The sequence below is a fragment of the Mesorhizobium sp. M0437 genome (assembly GCF_040321335.1).
Taxonomy (GTDB): Bacteria; Pseudomonadota; Alphaproteobacteria; order Rhizobiales; family Rhizobiaceae; genus Mesorhizobium.
In genome coordinates this window covers 18,535-37,180 of the sequence record NZ_JAMYRK010000035.1, presented here as the reverse complement: position 1 = coordinate 37,180, position 18,646 = coordinate 18,535, and the positions used below count along the sequence as shown (strand labels likewise).

Below are 18,646 nucleotides of genomic sequence, written 5' to 3'. Positions count from 1 at the left end.
TTGACATGATTTGCCGCGATCCGCATCGTTAAAGGCATAGCTTCTCCAGCACGGGAAATTCATTGTCGGCGCCCATCATCAAGATCGACGGCATTTCGAAAAGCTTCGGCACCTTCAAGGTGCTGGACGGCCTCTCGATGCAAGTCATGCCCGGCGAGAAGCTGGCACTGATCGGCCCGTCGGGTTCGGGCAAGACGACGATCCTGCGCATCCTGATGACGCTAGAGCGTATCGACAGCGGCCACATCCAAGTCGACGGCGAACAGCTGTACCACATGGAGCGCAACGGCCGGCTACTGACGGCCGATGAACGGCATTTGGCAAAGATGCGCCAGAAGATCGGCATGGTCTTCCAACTGTTCAATCTGTTTCCGCACAAATGCGTCATCGACAATGTGACGCTGGCACCGATGCTGACCAAAGGCGTGCCGCGGGCCGCCGCCGAAAAGCGGGCGATGGAACTGCTCGACATGGTCGGCATGGTCGACAAGGCCAAGGCGATGCCGGCGCAGCTTTCAGGCGGCCAGAAGCAGCGCGTCGCGATTGCGCGGGCGCTGGCGCTGTCGCCGAAGATCATGCTGTTCGACGAGGTCACCTCGGCGCTCGACCCTGAGCTCGTCGACGAGGTGCTCAACGTCATGCGCAAGCTCGCCGCCGAGACCGACATGACCATGCTGCTGGTCACCCACGAGATGGGTTTCGCCCATGACTTCGCCGACCGGGTGCTGTTCTTCGATCGCGGCAGAATAGTCGAGGAGGGCAAGCCCGACGAGATTTTCCGCCATCCCAAACAGGAGCGCACGCAAGGTTTCCTGAAGAAGATCATTGCGGCCGGACATCGGGTCTGACTGCCATGCGAGGCGGCAACGCCTCAAGCAAGCCAAGAAGACAGACAAACAAGGAGTTGGGAACAATGAAGAAATTTGCCATTTTGGCCGGCGTCGCCGGTATTGCGCTGACGGCGGTGCTGGCCGCCTCGACGGCCGGCTCGGCCGACGACAGCAAGCTCGAAGAGCTTAAGGCGCAAGGCTTTGCCCGCGTCGCCATCGCCAACGAGCCGCCCTATACGGCGGTCGCTGCCGACGGCAAGGTTTCGGGTGCGGCGCCTGACGTTGCCCGTGAAATCTTCAAACGCCTTGGCGTCAACGATATCGTCGCCTCGATCTCGGAATATGGCGCCATGATCCCCGGCTTGCAGGCCGGCCGTTTCGACGTCGTCACCGCCGGATTGTTCATGAAGCCGGAACGTTGTGCTGCGGTCGCCTATTCGGAACCGGTGCTGTGCGACGCCGAGGCGATGCTGGTGAAGAAGGGCAACCCGAAGGGCTTCAAGAGCTACGAGGACGTCGCGAAGGACGCGAGCGCCACGATCGGCGCGCCGGGTGGCGGCACTGAAGAGAAGCTGGCGCTCACCGCAGGTGTGCCGCGCGAGCGCGTCATCGTCGTGCCGGACGGCCAGAGCGGCCTGAAGATGCTGCAGGACGGCCGCATCGATGCTTATTCGCTGCCCGTGCTGTCGATCAACGACCTGGTCAAGAAAGCCAATGATCCGAACCTCGAAGTCATCGCGCCGGTGGTCGGTGCGCCGGTCTATTGCGACGGCGCGGCCTTCAAGAAGGGCGACGAAGCGCTGCGCGACGCCTATGATGTCGAGCTGGCGAAACTGAAGAAGTCCGGCGAGTTCGCCAAGATCATCGAGCCTTACGGCTTCTCGGCGGCGGCGGCAATGTCGACGAGCCGCGACAAGCTCTGCTCGGCGAAGTAAAAAGTGCCGCTCACCCTAGCTTCTCCCCGTCAAAAACGGGGAGAGGGGGGCGCCAACGCTGGAGCTTCACCCTTCTCCCCGTCCCTATAACGGGGAGAAGGTGCCGGCAGGCGGATGAGGGGCGGCGCCGGCGTTCTGTAATGATCACCAAGCGAGGAAACGCTTAGCCCTAATGACCCAATGGTCCGGCTATTTCGGCCTGATATTGCAAGGAGCGCTTGTCACCATCGAGCTGACGCTGATGGGGTCGGTGCTGGCCTTGATCATGGCTTTTCTCGCCGGGCTGGGGCGGCTGTCGCGGTTTTTCGTGCTGCGGGCGCTGGCCACCGCCTATATCGAGTTCTTCCGCGGCACCTCGATTTTTGTGCAGCTGTTCTGGGCCTATTTCGTGCTGCCCATTGCCGGCATTTCGCTGACGCCGCTGCAGGCCGGGGTGCTGGCGCTGGGCCTCAATGTCGGCGCCTATGCGGCGGAAGTGGTGCGTGGCGCCATCAAGTCTATCGGCCGCGAACAATATGAGGCCTGTACCGCCCTCAATCTCGGCCGCTGGCAAGCCATGCGCCATATCATCCTGCCGCAGGCGCTTCTGGTGATGCTGCCGACCTTCGGCAACAACGCCATTGAATTGCTCAAGGCCACCGCCGTCGTTTCGCTGATCTCGCTCGCCGACCTGACCTTCCAGGCGCAGGTGGTGCGCTCGCAGACCGGCAATACTCTGGTGCCGTTCAGCACCATCCTCGTCATCTATTTCGTCCTGGCGCTGCTAATCTCCTGGGGCGTGCGGTCGCTGGAACGCCGCATGGCTCGTGGCCTCGACGGGGTGCGCGTATGATGGATCGGGCCTGATAATGGAATGGGATTGGGATTTTGTCCGGCAGATCCTGCCGACGCTGATCGAGGGGGTGAAGATCACCATCCTGGCGACGCTGCTCGGCTCGGTACTGGCGGCGATCGTCGGGCTGGGCATCGCGTTGGCGCGCCGGTCGCCGAACAGGGCTCTGTCGCGCACCGTCGGTTTCCTTGCCGAGTTCATCCGTGGCACACCGCTGTTGGTGCAGCTCTATTTCATCTTCTACGTGCTGCCGGATTTCGGCGTCCTGTTGCCGCCGCTGATCGCGGGCGTCATCGGTCTCGGGCTGCATTACGGCACTTACACGGCCGAGGTCTACCGCGCCGGCATCGATAATGTTCCGCGCGGCCAGTGGGAAGCGGCCAAGGCCTGCAATCTAAACGCCACCCAGACCTGGACGCACATCATCATTCCGCAGGCAATTCCGCCGATGATCCCGGCGCTTGCCAATTATTTCATCGCCATGTTCAAAGAGACGCCGCTGCTGTCGGCGATCACCGTGCTCGAACTGATGAACCAGGCCAAGAGCGTCGCCAATACCTATTACCGGTATATCGAACCGATCACCTTGGTCGGCGCCTTCTTCCTCGCCATCAGCCTGTTCTCGGTGGTGCTGCTGCGCTGGCTGGAACACCGTTATGGGCGGATCGAACGATGATTGCTGCACCCGAAATCCGCCTGCATTCGGCCCGGCCGCCGCTCGACGCGCGTCCGCTGGAAAAGCGGGTCGGCCTGATCATCCTTGCCACCGACCACACGAGCGAACCGGATTTTCACCGCATGGTGGCAAGCGACCGCATCGGGGTCTATGTCGCGCGCATTCCCTACGCCAACCCGACGACGCCGGACAATTTGCGCAAGATGCAGCCGTCACTGACGGCGGCCGCGGCCCTGATCCTTCCCGACGAGCCGCTCGACGCGATCTGCTATTCCTGCACCTCGGCCTCCGTCGTGATCGGCGATGCCGAGATCGAGGCCGCGGTGCAGGCCGCCAAACCCGGCGCGCCGGTGGTTACGCCGCCGATGGCCGGCGTGCGCGGCCTGAAGGCGCTGGGCGCCAGGACGATCAGCATCCTCACTCCCTATACGGTCGAGACCAGCCGGCCGATGGCGGCCTATTTCACCGAGCATGGTTTCGAAATCGCCAGCTTCACTTGCCTCGGCTTCGAGGATGATCGCGAGATGGCGCGGATTGCGCCGAAATCCTTGGTCGATCTGGCTCGCGAGGCGACGGCCGAACACTCGGACGCGCTGTTTGTCTCCTGCACGGCACTGCGGTCCGCGGCGGCAGTTGTCGGTATGGAAGAAGCCATCGGCCGTCCTGTCGTCACCAGCAACCAGGCGACGGCCTGGAATTGCCTGCGGCTTTGCGACGACGACGAGCCGCGCCCTGAATTCGGCCGTCTGATGACGCTGCCGCTGAACTGATTGCAGAGCCATGACCACGTCCAGGATAAGCCTGTCCGAAATCCACGCCGCGCGCGAGCGCATCGCAGGCAAGGTCGAGCGTACGCCGACCGTTCCTTCCCGGAGTCTTTCCCAGCACTTGGACGCTCCTGTTTATCTCAAGCTCGAACACCGGCAGACCACCGGCGCCTTCAAGCTGCGTGGTGCCTCGAACGCTATCGCTTCGCTGACAGCAGAGGAGAAGGCGCGCGGCGTCGTCGCTGCCTCGACCGGCAACCACGGCCGGGCACTTGCCTATGCTGCTCAATCGCAAGGCATCCACGCGACGATCTGCATGTCGCGGCTGGTGCCGCAGAACAAGCTCGACGAGATCCGCCGGCTCGGCGCCGAGATCCGGATCGTCGGCAACAGCCAGGACGATGCGCAGCGGGAGGTCGAACGGCTGGTCGCGGAAGAGGGGCTGATCATGCTGCCGCCTTTCGACCATCCCGCCATTGTCGCCGGGCAAGGCACGCTCGGGCTGGAGATCATCGAACAGGTTCCGGACGCCGCCTTGGTGCTGGTGCCGCTTTCCGGCGGTGGGCTGGCGGCTGGCGTCGCTGCTGCCGTGAAGGGCGTCAGCCCGGCGACGAAGGTGATGGGCGTTTCAATGGCGCGCGGTGCGGCGATGAAGGCGAGCCTCGACGCCGGACATCCGGTTTTGGTCGAGGAACTGCCGACGCTGGCCGATTCCCTCGGCGGCGGCATAGGCCTCGACAACCGGCTGACCTTTTCCATGTGCCGCGACCTGCTCGACGATGTGATCCTGCTCAGCGAGGACGAGATCGCCGCCGGCATCCGGCATGCCTATGAGCAGGAGCGCGAGATCGTCGAAGGCGCCGGCGCGGTCGGCATCGCAGCCGTGCTTGCCGGCAAGATCAGGGCGAGCGGCCCGACGGTGCTCGTGCTGTCCGGCCGCAACATCGATATGACACTGCACCGCAAGATCATCTGCGGCGAAGCAATTGCGGAGAGCGCAGCATGAGCCGTATGACGATCCTCACCGAAGCTGAATTGCGCAAGATCGTGAAGCTCGATCTCGATGCCATCGCCTGCGTCGAGAACGCGTTCCGGGCGCTCGCCACCTTGCCGGTGGCGATGCCGCCGATCCTGCGGCTGGACATTCCAGAGCATCGCGGCGAGGTCGACGTCAAGACCGCCTATGTACCGGGTATCGACGGTTTTGCGATCAAGATCAGCCCCGGCTTTTTCGATAATCCCAAGCTCGGCCTGCCCAGCGTCAACGGCATGATGGTGCTGCTGTCGGCGAAAACCGGATTGGTCGAGGCGCTGCTGCTCGACAATGGCTATCTCACCGACATCCGCACGGCCGCCGCCGGTGCGGTCGCCGCCAAACATCTGTCGCGGGCGGGTTCCTCCGTTGCCGCGATCTTCGGCGCCGGTGTTCAGGCCGGACTGCAGCTCGAGGCGCTGATGCTGGTGCGGCCGATCACCGAGGCTCGCATCTGGGCAAGGGATGCCGCCAAGGCCGAGGCCGCGGCCGACGCATTGTCCGAAAGACTGGGCATCGCCGTTCACGCCGAGCCCGACGCGGCAAAGGCTGCGGCCGATGCCGACATCATCGTCACCACGACGCCGTCGACCGAGCCGCTGATCAAGGCCGGCTTCGTCTCCGCCGGCCAGCATATCACTGCCATGGGCTCGGATGCCGAGCACAAAAACGAGATCGCGCCGGCGATCCTGCGCATGGCCGATCTCTACGTCGCCGATAGCGCCAAACAGACACGCCGGCTGGGCGAACTGCACCATGCTATCGCGGCGGGCGTGATGGCGTCCGATGCCGAAATCACCGAGCTTGGCCACATCATCGCCGGCGAAAGGCATGGCCGGCGCTCGGACAGCGACATCACCATTGCCGACCTGACCGGCACCGGCGTGCAGGATACGGCGATCGCCACGCTCGCCCGCGACCGGGCGCGTGCGGCCAAGACCGGTACGATTTTCGAAAGCTGATGCTGGCCGCAAGGCCCAACAAACGAGGACCAAGAACAATGCAGCCTAATTTGAAATTCTCGCGCGGCGAATATGCGGAGCGCCTCGCCAAGACGCGGAAGGCCATGCAGGTCAAGGGCGTCGATCTATTGATCGTCAGCGACCCGTCCAACATGGCCTGGCTGACCGGCTATGACGGCTGGTCGTTCTATGTGCATCAAGCTGTCATCGTGCCGCCGTCGGGCGAGCCGGTGTGGTACGGGCGCGGCCAGGACGCCAACGGCGCCAAGCGCACCGCCTATCTCGCGCACGACAACATCATCGGCTATGCCGACCACTATGTGCAGTCGACCGAGCGCCATCCGATGGATTTTCTGTCCAGCGTGCTCTCCGATCGCGGCTGGGGCAAGCTCAGCATCGGTGTCGAGATGGACAATTACTGGTTCTCGGCCGCTGCCTTCGCAGCGCTGCAGAAGCACTTACCCAATGCCCGCTTCGTCGACGCCACGGCACTGGTCAACTGGCAGCGCGCGGTGAAGAGCCCGACCGAAATCGACTACATGCGCAAGGCCGCCCGCATCGTGGAAGCGATGCACCAGCGCATCGTCGACAAGATCGAGGTCGGCATGCGCAAATGCGACCTGGTCGCCGAGATCTACGATGCCGGCACGCGCGGCGTTGACGGCGTCGGCGGCGACTATCCGGCGATCGTGCCGCTGCTGCCGTCGGGCGCCGACGCATCGGCGCCGCATCTGACCTGGGACGACCGGCCGATGAAATCGGGCGAGGGCACCTTCTTCGAGATCGCCGGCTGCTACAACCGCTATCACTGCCCGCTGTCGCGGACCGTGTTCCTTGGTAAACCCACGCAGGAATTCCTCGATGCCGAAAAGGCGACGCTGGAAGGCATGGAGGCGGGACTTGCCGCCGCCAAGCCCGGCAACACATGCGAGGACATCGCCAACGCCTTCTTCGCGGTGCTGAAGCGGTACGGCATCGTCAAGGACAACCGCACCGGGTACCCGATCGGGCTTTCCTATCCGCCTGACTGGGGCGAGCGCACGATGAGCCTGCGTCCAGGCGACCGCACCGAGTTGAAGCCCGGTATGACCTTCCATTTCATGACCGGCTTGTGGCTTGAGACGATGGGGCTGGAAATCACCGAATCCATCCTGATCACCGAGACGGGCGTCGAGTGCCTGGCGAATGTGCCGCGCAAACTGGTGGTGAAGAATTGAGCCCGATGTCCAGCCTTCGCCCGTCACCGATCACGCCGACCGTCGATTTCGAGCGCGACGGCGTGCAGCACGGTTTCCTGCGCCTGCCTTACAGCCGCGACGATTCCGCCTGGGGATCGGTGATGATCCCGATCTGCGTCATCCGCAACGGCAAGGGGCCGAGCGCATTGCTCACCGGCGGCAATCATGGCGACGAGTACGAGGGGCCGCTGGCGCTCTTCGATCTCGCCCGTACGCTCGACCCGAAGCAAGTCAGCGGCACGATCATCATCGTGCCGGCGATGAACTATCCGGCGTTCCGCGCCGGCACACGCACCTCGCCGATCGACAAGGGCAATCTAAACCGCAGCTTTCCCGGCCGGCCCGACGGCACGGTGACCGAGAAGATCGCTGATTATTTCCAGCGCGAGCTTCTGCCCCGTACAGACATCGCGCTCGACTTCCACTCCGGCGGCAAGACGCTCGACTTCGTGCCGTTCTGCGCCGCCCACATCCGGCCCGACAAGGTGCTGGAAGCGAAGGGTTTCGCTGCGGTTGAAGCCTTCTCCGCACCATGGTCGATGAAAATGCTGGAGATCGACGCGGTCGGCATGTTCGACACTGCCGCCGAAGAGATGGGCAAGCTGTTCATCACCACAGAGCTTGGCGGCGGCGGGACTTCGCGCGCGGAAACGGTGCGGATCGCACGTCGCGGCGTGCTCAATGTGCTGCGCCATGCCGGCATCGTCGCCGGCGCGGTCGAGATGCAGCCAACCCGCTGGCTCGACATGCCGTCCGGCGATTGCTTCTCGTTCGCCGAGGACGACGGGATGATCGAAACCATGATCGATCTCGGCGAGCCGGTGGCAGAGAACCAGGTGCTGGCACGTATCCATTCCATAGGCCGCACCGGCGGCGCTCCGCAGGAGATCCGGGCCAAAATGTCCGGTCTGTTGGCGGCGCGGCATTTTCCGGGGCTGGTCAAGGCCGGCGACTGCGCTGCCGTGGTCGCCGTGCTGGTCGATTGACGGTTAGGAAGCCGATGTCGGGAACGGCTCGGTCCTGCCTTTGGGGCGATCGCCGATCGCAAAGACGGCGCTCGCCTCGCTGACGATCGAGACATGATCCTTGGCGGCTGTTCCGGCCGCCGCACTGTCGCCGCGCATGATTGCGGTGACGATGGCGTCATGTTCTTGCCAGGACTGGGCCAGCCGCCCGGGCAGCATGAATTGCGCGCGCCGGAACGGCGCCAGGCGGCCGCGGGTCATGACGGTCAGTTCATAAATGTGCTTGCTGTGGGCGCCGCGATAGAGCCGGGTGTGGAATTCGGTGTTGAAAAGCTCATACTCTTCTTCGGCACCGAGCTGCACGAAGCGCGCCGAGGCCTGGTGCTCGGCCTCCAGCGTGCGGCGCTCGCCAGCGGTCATGCGCTCGGCCGAGAACCGCGCGCAGATCGCTTCAAGCTCGGCCATGCTTTCGAACATCGAGGCGAGGTGCTCCTGCGTCACCACGGCGACGGTGGCGCCGCGGTTCGGCCGCCTTTCGACCAGCCCCATGGCGCTGAGCCGGCTGAGCGCTTCCCTGATCGGCGTGCGTGAGACGTCGAAGCGGGCGGCTAGCGAGGCCTCGTCGAGCTTTTCGCCCGGGCGCAGGAAACCGGTGACGATCCGGTCGCTGATCGCCCTCACCATCTGATCGACGGTCGTGCCCGACCTGATCAAATTGCGCTTTCCCGACACGTCTCCTCCGTCCAGTCTTTTCGCTAGAGCCGTAAGCCACTCACCGGCTTCGATTCCTCTGCATCTCTGTATGCCTATGTTTTAGCCTTCATGTCAAATTGGCGATTTTGGAGGCAAAAAGTGTATGCAATTGCTCCGGCTTTGTGCAGCCCACATCGGCACACTCATTGATATTGCAGAATAAATCTCATTTCTGAAACTGGCATGCTGATTGCATACACTTTTTTCATTGAGGTGTTAACCGGCCCCAAAGGCCCCACAGAGGGAGCATTCAATGTCCGAGAGATTCATGCTTAGCCGCCGCGACCTGCTCAAGACCTCCGCCGCCGGAGCGGCGCTCGGCCTTGCGTCCGCATCGTTTCCGATCAGCAGGGCCTTCGCCGCGACGGCCACCGTCGGCTTCATCTATGTCGGGCCAAAGGACGATTACGGCTACAACCAGGCGCATGCCGAAGGCGCCGCCACGCTGAAGGGGATCGAAGGAATTTCCGTCGTCGAGGAGGAGAACGTGCCGGAGACGGTCGACGTGCAGAAGACGATGGAATCGATGATCAATCTCGACGGTGCGTCGCTGATCTTCCCGACCTCGTTCGGCTATTTCGATCCGCACATGCTCGCCATGTGCGCGAAATTCCCCGACGTGCAGTTCCGCCATTGCGGTGGCATGTGGAACAAGGACAAGCATCCGATGAATGCCGGTTCCTATTTCGGCTATATCGGCATGGGCCAGTATCTGAACGGCGTCGTCGCCGGTCACACCAGCAAGACCAAGAAGCTCGGCTTCGTCGCGGCAAAGCCGATCCCGCAGGTGTTGCTCAACATCAATTCCTTCCTGCTCGGCGCGCGCTCGGTCGATCCGACCATCACCTGCCAGGTGATCTTCACCGGCGAGTGGTCGCTGGCGGTCAAGGAGGCCGAGGCCACCAATGCGCTGGTCGACCAGGGTGCCGACGTCATCACCTGCCATGTCGACAGCCCCAAGGTGGTGGTCGAGACGGCGGCCGGGCGTGGCGCCTTCGTCTGCGGCTATCATGCCAACCAGAGCCCGCTGGCGCCGGAAAAATACCTGACCGGCGCGGAATGGAACTGGGCCAAGGTCTACAAGACGTTCGTCGACGATCTGGTGGCCGGCACGCCGCTGCCCAATTTCACGCGCGGCGGCCTGGCCGACGGCTTCGTCAAGATGAGCCCGCTCGGCCCCGCTGTCGGCGAGGCCGCCCGCAAGCAGTTCGACGGCACGCTGGCCGAAATGATGAAAGGCGGCTTTTCCGTCATCAAGGGTCCGCTGAAGAGCAACAAGGGCGTCGTCGTCGCGACCGAAGGCCAGGCCTTCGCCGAGACCGCGCTCGAACTCGAAAGCATGGACTACCTGGTCGAGGGCGTCGTCGGCTCGACCGCCTGAACCGGATCGGAGACGGGCCATGGCAGACACGGTCAGCACTGCGGGCGCACCGGCGCTGGTTGGCGCCAGGAATTATCCGGCGGCGCTCGAATGGGCGGCGCGGCGGGCGGAAGCCTTCGTCATACCGCTCGCGGCGCTGATCGTCGGCATGGCGCTGTTCAGCGTGTTCATCGCGCTGGTCGGCAATTCGCCGGTGCAACTCTACGAGACGATGTGGCGCGGCGGCTTCGGCTCGTGGTTCTCGATCCAGAACTCGCTGTCGCGGGCAGCACCGCTTTTACTGGCAGCGCTCTGCGTGGCGCTGCCGGCCCGGCTCGGCCTCGTCGTCATCGGCGGCGAAGGCGCGATCGTGCTGGGCGGCGTTGCCGCCGCCGCCATCGGCGTCGCGGCGAATGGCGCGCCGGCTTTTCTGGTCATCCTGCTGATGGGCGTGGCGGGCGCGGTCGCCGGCGGCATCTGGATCGGTGCCGTCGGCGCACTCCGCCACTACCGCGCCGTCAACGAAACCATCTCCAGTCTGCTGATGGCCTATATCGCCATCGCGCTGATGAACCATCTGGTCGAAGGGCCTCTGCGCGATCCGGCTTCGCTCAACAAACCCTCGACCGAGCCGCTGGCGGATGCCTACCGCATCGGCAACATTCCAGGCATGGACGTGCACTGGGGCCTGGTCGTCGGCATTCTCGCCTGCCTCCTGTCGTGGCTGTTGATCGAAAAGACGCGCTGGGGGTTTGCCGCCCGCATTGCCGGCGGCAATGTCAGGGCAGCTCAGGTGCAAGGGCTTGCCGTCGGGCCGCTGATCGTCGGCTTCACCGGGCTGGCCGGCGGCTTCGCCGGGCTGGCCGGCATGCTGGAGGTCGGCGCCGTGCAAGGCAGCGCCAACGCCTCGCTCGCCGCCGGCTATGGCTATACCGGCATCCTCGTCGCCTTCCTCGCTCGCCACAATCCGCTCGCCATCATCCCGGTCGCTTTCCTGCTCGGCGGTATCGGCGCTTCCGGCGGGCTGATCCAGCGCCGCATGGACCTGCCCGACGCCACCGTGCTGGTGCTGCAAGGCATGCTCTTCGTCGTCATCCTGTTCAGCGAAACCTTTTACGGCCGCTTCAAGGTCTTCAATCCCGATCTGTGGAAGAGAGGCTCCTGATGGACGCGACCGAGATCGGCCTGTGGGGCGTGCCGCTCGCCATTCTCGGCGGCGCCATCCGCGTTTCGACGCCCTTCATCTTCGTCTCGCTCGGCGAAGCCATCACCGAACGCTCCGGCCGCATCAATCTTGGCCTCGAAGGCACGCTGGTCTTCGGTGCGATGACTGCCTACGCCGTCGCGGTGATGACCGGCTCGCCATGGCTCGGCGTGCTGGCTGCCGCCGGTGCCGGTCTTTGCTTCGGCCTGTTCCACGGCTGGATCTGCAAATTCCGCGGGGTGAACGACATCGCCATCGGCATCGCGCTGATGCTGTTCGGCTCCGGCCTCGCCTTCTTCTTCGGCAAGCCGTTCATCCAGCCCTCGGCACCAGACCTGCCGGCCATCGCCTTCGGTGGCTGGTCGGATATCCCGCAGGTGCAGGCGGCGCTCAACGTCAACATCCTGTTCCTGATTGGTGCCGCACTTGCCGTGTTCCTATGGTGGGCGTTCCGCAATACGCGCGCCGGCCTGATCGTGCGCGTCGTCGGCGACAGCTCCGATGCGGCGCGCGCCATGGGCCTCAATCCCAACACCGTGCGCCTGCTTGCGACAGGTGTCGGCGGTGCGCTTGCTGGCATCGGCGGCGCCTATCTGTCGCTCTATTATCCCGGCAGCTGGACCGAACGCATCTCGTCGGGGCAGGGCCTGATGGCGGTGGCGCTGGTCATCTTCGCCCGCTGGAATCCGCTCGGCTGCTTTGCCGCGGCACTGTTGTTCGGCGGTGCGGGCGCGCTGGGCCCGGCGTTGCAATCGGTCGGGGTCACGCAGGGCTACTACCTCTTCTACGCCGCGCCTTACATCCTCACGCTCATCATCATGATTGCCACCTCGTCGCCGAGCCGCTCGCTTGCCGGCGCGCCGGGCGAATTGTCGATCACCAAATGACTGGAGTTTTTCCGATGAACGCCAGAGCCGAGATCACCCAGCGCTATATCGATGCCGACCCTTATCCATGGCCTTATAATGGCGAGCTGCGGCCGGACAATACGGCACTGATCATCATCGACATGCAGACCGATTTCTGCGGGCCGGGCGGCTATGTCGATCATATGGGCTACGATCTTTCGCTGGTGCGGGCGCCGATCGAGCCGATCAAGTCGGTGCTCGCAGCCATGCGGGCCAAGGGCTACACCATCATCCACACGCGCGAGGGCCACCGGCCCGATCTCGCCGACCTGCCGGCCAACAAGCGCTGGCGTTCGCGCCGCATCAATGCCGGCATCGGCGACCCCGGGCCTTGCGGGCGCATCCTGGTGCGCGGCGAACCCGGCTGGGACATCATCCCCGACCTCTATCCGGCGGCGGGCGAACCGATCATCGACAAGCCGGGCAAGGGCTCGTTCTGCGCCACCGACCTGGAGCTGATCCTGCGCCAGCGCGGCATCGACAACATCGTGCTGACCGGCATCACCACCGATGTCTGCGTCCACACGACGATGCGCGAGGCAAACGATCGCGGCTTCGAATGCGTGATGCTGGAGGATTGCTGCGGGGCAACCGACTACGGCAATCATCTCGCCGCGATCAAGATGATCAAGATGCAGGGCGGGGTGTTCGGCGCGGTGTCGAATTCGGCATCCTTCATCGCGCAACTGCCGTGAGGAGGCGATCTTGAGCGGGAGCACTGGGAAGAAGGCCGTCGGCGTCGAGACCATCGGCATGACCATGCGCTTCGGCGCTTTCACCGCGCTGGACGATGTCTCGATCAAGGTGCCGGCGGGATCGTTCCACGCGCTGCTCGGCGAAAACGGCGCCGGCAAATCGACGCTGGTCAAATGCATGATGGGTTTTTACCATCCGACCGCCGGCGACATGCTGGTCGATGGCCGCGAGGTCGCGATCGCCAGTCCGAAGGATGCCTCGGCATTGGGGCTCGGCATGGTCTACCAGCACTTTACCCTGGTCCCGTCGCTGACCGGTGCGGAAAACCTGGTCATTTCGCGCGAAAAGGTGCCCGTCGTCATCGACTGGCGCAAGGAGCGCGCCGCACTTGCGCAATTCATGCAGCGTATGCCGTTCAAGCTGCCGCTCGACGTCAAGGTGGCGGAACTTGCGGCCGGCGAGAAGCAGAAGCTCGAAATCATCAAGCAGCTCTATCTCGGCCGCAGTTTCCTGGTGCTCGATGAGCCGACCTCTGTGCTCACTCCCGGCGAGGCACAGGAAGTGCTTGGCCTGGTGCGCGACATGACCAGGACCGGCGACCTCACCGTGCTGATGATCTCGCATAAATTCCACGAGGTGACGGCCTTTGCCGACGATATCACCGTACTGCGCAAGGGCAGGCTGACCGGAACCGGAAAGGTCTCCGAACTTTCCCACAAGCAGATGGCGGCGATGATGATCGGCGACCAACCGATCGCCGCACTCGACAGCCGCGCCCCGGTGCCGGCCGGCGCCAGACAGGTGCTGACGGTAAAGTCGCTGAAGGCGCCCGACCGGACCGGTTTGAAAACCATCGACATCGGCGAACTCGATGTGAACTCGGGTGAGATCGTCGGCATTGCCGGCATCTCCGGCAACGGCCAGAAGGAATTTCTCGAAGTCCTTGCCGGACAGCGGGCGCGCAATGGCGGCGACGTTCTGGTGAAAGGCTCGCCCTACGGCGCCAGCCGCAGCGAGGCGCGCACGCTCAATGTCCGCTTCATTCCGGAGGAGCCGTTGCGCAATGCCTGCGCACCGAAGATGACGGTGGCGGAAAACATGGCCTTCCGGACCTTCGACCTCAACGAGGCCGGCAAGCCGGTCAACTGGATCAGGATGAGTGCGATCAGGGACTACGCGGCCCGCCTGGTCGAACAGTTCAAGGTCAAGACGGCCTCGCTCGCTTCGCCGATTTCGTCGCTGTCAGGCGGCAATGTGCAGCGCGCCGTGCTGGCGCGCGAGCTGACCGGCGAGGTCGATTTGCTCATCGTGTCCAATCCCTGCTTCGGCCTCGACTTCTCTGCCGTCGCCGAAATCCGCGCCCGCATCATGAAGGCGCGCAACGCCGGTGCCGCCGTGCTTTTGATGTCGGAGGACCTTGATGAGCTGCTCGAGCTCTCGGACCGCATCTTCGTCATGTCGGATGGCGCGCTGGTCTATGAAACGCCGATCGCGCAGGCGAGCGTGCAGACGATCGGCGAGCACATGGCGGGACATCACTGATGGCGGAGATCGAGGCGCTGCCGTTTCCGTTTGTGTTCAAGCCTGAGGCGATGGCGCTGGTCGTCATCGACATGCAGCGCGACTTTGCCGAACCCGGCGGCTTCGGCGCCAGCCTCGGCAATGACGTCAGCCGGGTCACGGCGATCGTGCCGACGGTGAAGAGGCTGATCGCGGGGTTTCGCGCCGCTGGCCTGCCGGTGATCCACACGATGGAGTGCCACAAGGCAGACCTTTCGGATCTGCCGCCGGCCAAGCGCAATCGCGGCAATCCGTCGATCAGGATCGGCGATGTCGGGCCAATGGGTCGTGTGCTGATCGTCGGGGAGCCGGGAACGGCGATCCTCCATGAACTTGCCCCACTGCCTGGCGAGATCGTCATCGAAAAACCCGGCAAGGGCGCGTTCTATGCCACCAGCTTCGGCGACGACCTCAAGCGGCTCGGCGCACAGCAGCTAGTCTTTGCCGGGGTGACGACGGAGGTCTGTGTGCAGACGACGATGCGCGAGGCCAACGACCGCGGCTATGAATGCCTTCTGGCGGAGGATGCCACTGAGAGCTATTTTCCGGAGTTCAAGGCGGCAGCCCTTGCCATGATCAGGGCGCAGGGCGCCATCGTCGGCTGGACGGCAACGACGGACCAGGTGCTCGAGGGACTTTCCAATGCCTAACGTCGCATACGCGGCTCTCATCCAAGGGGGCTGGCGTGATCTGCCATTCGAGCATTTTCGCGAAGGCATCACAGTGCATTGGCTGCTCAAGGGTGGGCCGATGGAACCGTCGGTCGCCATCCTGAACTACCGGGCTGGCGCCAGCGTGCCGCGTCATCGCCATGCCGGGCTGGAGACGATCATTGTGCTGGAAGGCACGCAGAGCGACGAGAACGGCGATCATGCCGCGGGCAGCGTGATCCTGAACCCGGTCGGAACCGAGCATTCGGTGTGGACCAAGGATGGCTGCGTCGTGTTCATCCAGTGGAACCTGCCGGTAGTCATTCTGGGCGAGGCCAAATGAGCGACATCCGCTTCGACATAGCGAGCCTGCACGTTGCCTATCAGGCCGGCGTCGGCATTGGCGAGGTGATCGATGTGGTCCATGCGCGGCTCGCGGCGGCCGATGACCCCGGCATCTTCATCCATCTGGCGAGCAGGGCGGAGTTGCTTGCCGAGGCGGAAAAGCTCGGCCCGTTCGATCCCGCGGCAAAGCCGCTGTGGGGCGTGCCGTTCGCGGTCAAGGACAACATCGATGTTGCCGGCATGCCGACCACGGCGGGTTGTGCGGAATATGCCTACTTGCCGGCGAAAGACGCCACCGTCGTCGCGCGGCTCAAGGCCGCCGGCGCGCTGGTTGTCGGCAAGACCAATCTCGACCAGTTCGCCACCGGCCTGGTCGGCGTTCGCACGCCCTATCCAATCCCGAGGAATGCGATCGACCCGAAACTGGTGCCGGGCGGTTCCTCGTGCGGCTCGGCCGTGGCGACGGCGCGCGGCATCGTCTCCTTCGCGCTCGGCACCGATACCGCCGGTTCGGGGCGCATACCCGCCGGCCTCAACAACATCGTCGGGCTGAAGCCGAGCGTCGGCGCGCTATCAGCCGCCGGCGTCGTGCCGGCCTGCCGGACGCTCGACTGCGTCTCGGTCTTCGCGCTCACCGTCGATGACGCCTATCACGTGTTCGAGGCGGCGGCGGCAAAGGACGACGCCGATCCCTATTCGCGTGACCTCTGCATTCAGGCTCTTGCCGCGCGCCCGCCGGTGCTGACGGTTGGCGTGCCGGCCAGGGCCGACTGGACCTTCTTCGGCGACCAGGCGATGCAGGCGGGCTTCGAGGCCGCCCTTGCCTCGCTGGAGACGCTGGGCTGCCGGCTGGTCGAAATCCCGTTCGGTGATTTCTACGCCACCGCCACTCTGCTCTACGAAGGCGCCTGGGTGGCCGAGCGTTACGCCGCGATCAGGGACTTCATGGATGCCAACGAGGCCGCCATGCATCCGGTGACGCGGCAGATCATCGGCGGTGCGCGAAAACTTTCCGCTGCGGACGCTTTCAACGGGCTCTATGCCCTGCAAGGCTATAAGGCCAAGCTTGCGCCGGTCATCGCCTCGGTCGACGTTTTCTGCGTGCCGACCGCGCCGACGCACTACACAGTCGAAGCGGTGCTGGCCGATCCGATCGCCACCAACAGCCGGCTCGGCACCTACACCAACTTCGTCAATCTGCTCGACATGTGCGGCATTGCCGTGCCGAGCGGAACCCGTAGCGACGGTCTGCCGATGAGCGTCACCTTGCTTGCCGCGGCGGGCAAGGACCACCTGACTGCGTCGCTTGCGCGCGATGTCCATGCGGCAAGCGGCCTTGCGCTTGGTGCTATCGGTTGGCCGCAGCCGCAGCGCGGCGATGTTCTGGCGGGCGTGGATGAAGGCACGATCGAGCTGGCCGTGGTCGGCGCGCATCTGTCGGGGATGGCGCTGAACGGCCAGCTGCAGCAGCTCGGCGCAATGTTCGCCCGGGCTGCAAGAACGGCGCCGCTCTACCGGCTTTACGCGCTCGCCGGCCAGTCGGTGCCGCGACCGGGGCTCGAACGGATCTGCAACGGCAAGGGAACAGCGATCGAGGTCGAAGTCTGGCGGCTCTCGCCGCAAGCCTTCGGCCGTTTTGTTGCCGCGATCCCGCCGCCGCTAGGCATCGGCACGCTTCTGCTTGATGACGGAACTTCGCCGAAAGGCTTCCTCGTCGAAAGTGCCGGTCTCACCGATGCAAAGGAGATTTCGCATTTCGGCGGCTGGCGCAATTTCATGGCGGGTCAGCTGCAGCGAAGCTGACGCTATCACTCGACCTTTTGCCTGAACTTCGAATGGCAGCTCGAGCAATCCTGCAAGATGAGATGCAGGAGGTGCTCCGCCGGCAATTTAGTGGGATCGGCTTCCGCGAGTGATGGTCGCTTGCCAAGCAGGCTGCCACCGCCCATCGCCAGGCCGGAACCCATTCTCATGTCGTCGGTGATGCGCGGCGGCGCCCGCTCGGCGTCGGAGGCCAAGGCGCTGGCCAGCGTCCCGATGTGGCGAGCCAGATCTTCGAACTCCGCGCGGGCGGGGTCGATATCCGGCCTGGCGCCTGAAGGCGCGCCCAATGTCGCGCTGGGGAATTCGGCAATCAGGGCAGGGCCGGTGCGGGCGCGGATGGTCTCGGCCGCCGCCTTGAAGGCCGCGGCGTCGTACGCCTGCTTGCCGTCGAACATCCCAGCGATCACCTTTGCCGCCGCGGCCATTTCCTTCATCGAGGCCTGGCGAGCCTGGATGACCGCATCACGACCCGAATGGGCGGCGGCGAGCACGACAGAGACGCAGGCAAGCGACAGGACCGCTATGATAGCTGCTCGTCTCATCGTTGGCACATAAGGAGCTAGAGAATTCTTGTGACCAGACTGTCCAGTCGGGAGTTCTCGCGATAGGCAAATCGGACCACAACGGCACCTAAGACGCCAGTGGTGGCACCGCCTATCACGTCGGTGAGATAGTGGGTGCCGATATAAATTCTCGACCAACAGATCAGCAATGCCATGATGGAGAGGGCCAGCGTCCGGCGCGGCAGACCTTGCATTGCAAGAGCAGCAACAACCGCAAAGCTGGCTGTCGCGTGGTCGGAGGGAAACGACCAGTCGGCGCTGGGCGCAATCAGCAGATGCGTCACGCCGGCATCGTAGGGCCGCAGCCGGTGGACGAATAGCAAAATGAACTGATTGATCGCCAGACCGAGCAGGAACGCCAAGCCGGCGGACAAGGCAGCATGGCGCACATGGTAGCGGTCGGCCTTTGCCCACCATTGCAGGGCAACAGCCAGCACCATCAGCGGAACGCCGATTTGTGAGACGGCGATCATTGCCTTATCAAGAAAAGGGCTGATCCCGGCTGCCGCGTTGATCCAGTGGGTTAGAGCTGCATCCATCGTTTC

The 18,646-nt window shown here is 64.1% G+C and carries 20 protein-coding genes; 17 read left to right on the top strand and 3 right to left on the bottom strand.

Features of this window, described 5'->3' with window-relative positions; genetic code table 11:
* Window positions 1-62: 62 nt before the first annotated feature.
* The 9 genes from ehuA to doeB all read left to right on the top strand — a co-directional run bounded on the left by ehuA (window position 63) and on the right by doeB (window position 8,259).
* Window positions 63-848, top strand: a complete 786-nt coding sequence (ehuA, locus tag NKI72_RS21230) for an ectoine/hydroxyectoine ABC transporter ATP-binding protein EhuA (RefSeq protein ID WP_023677199.1) — start codon at window positions 63-65, stop codon at window positions 846-848.
* Between the two features lie 65 nt (window positions 849-913).
* Window positions 914-1,765: an ectoine/hydroxyectoine ABC transporter substrate-binding protein EhuB gene (gene ehuB, locus NKI72_RS21225; protein WP_023677200.1), complete on the top strand. Its 852-nt coding sequence runs from the start codon at window positions 914-916 to the stop codon at window positions 1,763-1,765.
* A 172-nt stretch (window positions 1,766-1,937) separates the two neighbouring features.
* Window positions 1,938-2,597, top strand: a complete 660-nt coding sequence (ehuC, locus tag NKI72_RS21220) for an ectoine/hydroxyectoine ABC transporter permease subunit EhuC (RefSeq protein WP_352473226.1) — start codon at window positions 1,938-1,940, stop codon at window positions 2,595-2,597.
* Between the two features lie 16 nt (window positions 2,598-2,613).
* Window positions 2,614-3,273, top strand: coding sequence for an ectoine/hydroxyectoine ABC transporter permease subunit EhuD (gene ehuD / locus NKI72_RS21215; RefSeq protein WP_352850793.1), 660 nt, complete (start codon window positions 2,614-2,616; stop codon window positions 3,271-3,273).
* Entirely contained in the window at window positions 3,270-4,043 is a 774-nt protein-coding gene (gene eutA, locus NKI72_RS21210) for an ectoine utilization protein EutA (RefSeq protein WP_352850791.1), read from the top strand. The genes ehuD and eutA overlap by 4 nt, the downstream gene beginning before the upstream one ends.
* Before the next feature lie 10 nt (window positions 4,044-4,053).
* Window positions 4,054-5,046, top strand: coding sequence for a hydroxyectoine utilization dehydratase EutB (gene eutB, locus NKI72_RS21205; RefSeq protein WP_352850789.1), 993 nt, complete (start codon window positions 4,054-4,056; stop codon window positions 5,044-5,046).
* Window positions 5,043-6,035, top strand: coding sequence for a cyclodeaminase (locus NKI72_RS21200; protein ID WP_352850787.1), 993 nt, complete (start codon window positions 5,043-5,045; stop codon window positions 6,033-6,035). Before eutB ends, NKI72_RS21200 begins: the two co-directional genes overlap by 4 nt.
* Window positions 6,036-6,073: 38 nt before the next feature.
* Window positions 6,074-7,252, top strand: a complete 1,179-nt coding sequence (gene doeA, locus NKI72_RS21195; protein WP_352850785.1) for an ectoine hydrolase DoeA — start codon at window positions 6,074-6,076, stop codon at window positions 7,250-7,252.
* Window positions 7,253-7,257: 5 nt separating this feature from the next.
* Entirely contained in the window at window positions 7,258-8,259 is a 1,002-nt protein-coding gene (doeB, locus tag NKI72_RS21190) for a N(2)-acetyl-L-2,4-diaminobutanoate deacetylase DoeB (RefSeq protein ID WP_352850783.1), read from the top strand.
* A gap of 3 nt (window positions 8,260-8,262) precedes the next feature.
* Here doeB and NKI72_RS21185 read toward each other — a convergent pair whose 3' ends face one another.
* The gene (locus NKI72_RS21185; RefSeq protein WP_023677208.1) at window positions 8,263-8,922 is read right to left on the bottom strand and encodes a GntR family transcriptional regulator; all 660 of its coding nucleotides are present in this window, start codon (window positions 8,920-8,922) and stop codon (window positions 8,263-8,265) included.
* Window positions 8,923-9,244: 322 nt separating this feature from the next.
* Between NKI72_RS21185 and NKI72_RS21180 the strand changes: the two genes are divergently transcribed.
* Genes NKI72_RS21180 through atzF form a run of 8 tightly spaced genes read left to right on the top strand, consistent with a single transcriptional unit; the run spans window position 9,245 to window position 17,517 of the window.
* Window positions 9,245-10,372 (top strand): BMP family ABC transporter substrate-binding protein, encoded by a 1,128-nt coding sequence (locus NKI72_RS21180; protein ID WP_352769498.1) that lies wholly within the window; start codon window positions 9,245-9,247, stop codon window positions 10,370-10,372.
* Window positions 10,373-10,391: 19 nt separating this feature from the next.
* The gene (locus tag NKI72_RS21175) at window positions 10,392-11,516 is read left to right on the top strand and encodes an ABC transporter permease (RefSeq protein WP_352501330.1); all 1,125 of its coding nucleotides are present in this window, start codon (window positions 10,392-10,394) and stop codon (window positions 11,514-11,516) included.
* Window positions 11,516-12,442: an ABC transporter permease gene (locus NKI72_RS21170; RefSeq protein WP_352501329.1), complete on the top strand. Its 927-nt coding sequence runs from the start codon at window positions 11,516-11,518 to the stop codon at window positions 12,440-12,442. Before NKI72_RS21175 ends, NKI72_RS21170 begins: the two co-directional genes overlap by 1 nt.
* A 14-nt stretch (window positions 12,443-12,456) precedes the next feature.
* Window positions 12,457-13,158, top strand: a complete 702-nt coding sequence (biuH, locus tag NKI72_RS21165) for a biuret amidohydrolase (RefSeq protein ID WP_352850781.1) — start codon at window positions 12,457-12,459, stop codon at window positions 13,156-13,158.
* 58 nt (window positions 13,159-13,216) lie between these two features.
* The gene (locus NKI72_RS21160) at window positions 13,217-14,701 is read left to right on the top strand and encodes an ABC transporter ATP-binding protein (protein WP_502908981.1); all 1,485 of its coding nucleotides are present in this window, start codon (window positions 13,217-13,219) and stop codon (window positions 14,699-14,701) included.
* On the top strand, window positions 14,701-15,369 hold the full coding sequence (locus NKI72_RS21155; RefSeq protein ID WP_352850776.1) for a cysteine hydrolase family protein: 669 nt from the start codon (window positions 14,701-14,703) through the stop codon (window positions 15,367-15,369). The genes NKI72_RS21160 and NKI72_RS21155 overlap by 1 nt, the downstream gene beginning before the upstream one ends.
* Window positions 15,362-15,712 (top strand): cupin domain-containing protein, encoded by a 351-nt coding sequence (locus tag NKI72_RS21150; protein ID WP_352850774.1) that lies wholly within the window; start codon window positions 15,362-15,364, stop codon window positions 15,710-15,712. Before NKI72_RS21155 ends, NKI72_RS21150 begins: the two co-directional genes overlap by 8 nt.
* Window positions 15,709-17,517, top strand: coding sequence for an allophanate hydrolase (gene atzF, locus NKI72_RS21145; RefSeq protein ID WP_352850772.1), 1,809 nt, complete (start codon window positions 15,709-15,711; stop codon window positions 17,515-17,517). Before NKI72_RS21150 ends, atzF begins: the two co-directional genes overlap by 4 nt.
* Window positions 17,518-17,522: 5 nt before the next feature.
* Here atzF and NKI72_RS21140 read toward each other — a convergent pair whose 3' ends face one another.
* A complete protein-coding gene (locus NKI72_RS21140; RefSeq protein ID WP_352850770.1) occupies window positions 17,523-18,080 on the bottom strand; it encodes a cytochrome c in 558 nt (185 codons plus the stop codon).
* Window positions 18,081-18,097: 17 nt separating this feature from the next.
* Window positions 18,098-18,640, bottom strand: a complete 543-nt coding sequence (locus NKI72_RS21135) for a phosphatase PAP2 family protein (RefSeq protein ID WP_352501323.1) — start codon at window positions 18,638-18,640, stop codon at window positions 18,098-18,100.
* Window positions 18,641-18,646 lie beyond the last annotated feature (6 nt).

Excerpts from the sequence above, each read along its gene's own strand:
- NKI72_RS21150 (WP_352850774.1), top strand. The coding sequence starts at position 15,362 with ATGCCTAACGTCGCATACGCGGCTCTCATCCAAGGGGGCTGGCGTGAT.
- biuH (WP_352850781.1), top strand. The coding sequence starts at position 12,457 with ATGAACGCCAGAGCCGAGATCACCCAGCGCTATATCGATGCCGACCCT.
- NKI72_RS21180 (WP_352769498.1), top strand. The coding sequence starts at position 9,245 with ATGTCCGAGAGATTCATGCTTAGCCGCCGCGACCTGCTCAAGACCTCC.
- NKI72_RS21135 (WP_352501323.1), bottom strand. The coding sequence starts at position 18,640 with ATGGATGCAGCTCTAACCCACTGGATCAACGCGGCAGCCGGGATCAGC.
- atzF (WP_352850772.1), top strand. The coding sequence starts at position 15,709 with ATGAGCGACATCCGCTTCGACATAGCGAGCCTGCACGTTGCCTATCAG.
- NKI72_RS21185 (WP_023677208.1), bottom strand. The coding sequence starts at position 8,922 with ATGGTGAGGGCGATCAGCGACCGGATCGTCACCGGTTTCCTGCGCCCG.
- NKI72_RS21200 (WP_352850787.1), top strand. The coding sequence starts at position 5,043 with ATGAGCCGTATGACGATCCTCACCGAAGCTGAATTGCGCAAGATCGTG.
- eutB (WP_352850789.1), top strand. The coding sequence starts at position 4,054 with ATGACCACGTCCAGGATAAGCCTGTCCGAAATCCACGCCGCGCGCGAG.
- NKI72_RS21175 (WP_352501330.1), top strand. The coding sequence starts at position 10,392 with ATGGCAGACACGGTCAGCACTGCGGGCGCACCGGCGCTGGTTGGCGCC.
- doeA (WP_352850785.1), top strand. The coding sequence starts at position 6,074 with ATGCAGCCTAATTTGAAATTCTCGCGCGGCGAATATGCGGAGCGCCTC.
- eutA (WP_352850791.1), top strand. The coding sequence starts at position 3,270 with ATGATTGCTGCACCCGAAATCCGCCTGCATTCGGCCCGGCCGCCGCTC.
- NKI72_RS21160 (WP_502908981.1), top strand. The coding sequence starts at position 13,217 with ATGACCATGCGCTTCGGCGCTTTCACCGCGCTGGACGATGTCTCGATC.
- doeB (WP_352850783.1), top strand. The coding sequence starts at position 7,258 with ATGTCCAGCCTTCGCCCGTCACCGATCACGCCGACCGTCGATTTCGAG.
- ehuC (WP_352473226.1), top strand. The coding sequence starts at position 1,938 with ATGACCCAATGGTCCGGCTATTTCGGCCTGATATTGCAAGGAGCGCTT.
- NKI72_RS21170 (WP_352501329.1), top strand. The coding sequence starts at position 11,516 with ATGGACGCGACCGAGATCGGCCTGTGGGGCGTGCCGCTCGCCATTCTC.
- ehuB (WP_023677200.1), top strand. The coding sequence starts at position 914 with ATGAAGAAATTTGCCATTTTGGCCGGCGTCGCCGGTATTGCGCTGACG.
- NKI72_RS21155 (WP_352850776.1), top strand. The coding sequence starts at position 14,701 with ATGGCGGAGATCGAGGCGCTGCCGTTTCCGTTTGTGTTCAAGCCTGAG.
- ehuD (WP_352850793.1), top strand. The coding sequence starts at position 2,614 with ATGGAATGGGATTGGGATTTTGTCCGGCAGATCCTGCCGACGCTGATC.
- NKI72_RS21140 (WP_352850770.1), bottom strand. The coding sequence starts at position 18,080 with ATGAGACGAGCAGCTATCATAGCGGTCCTGTCGCTTGCCTGCGTCTCT.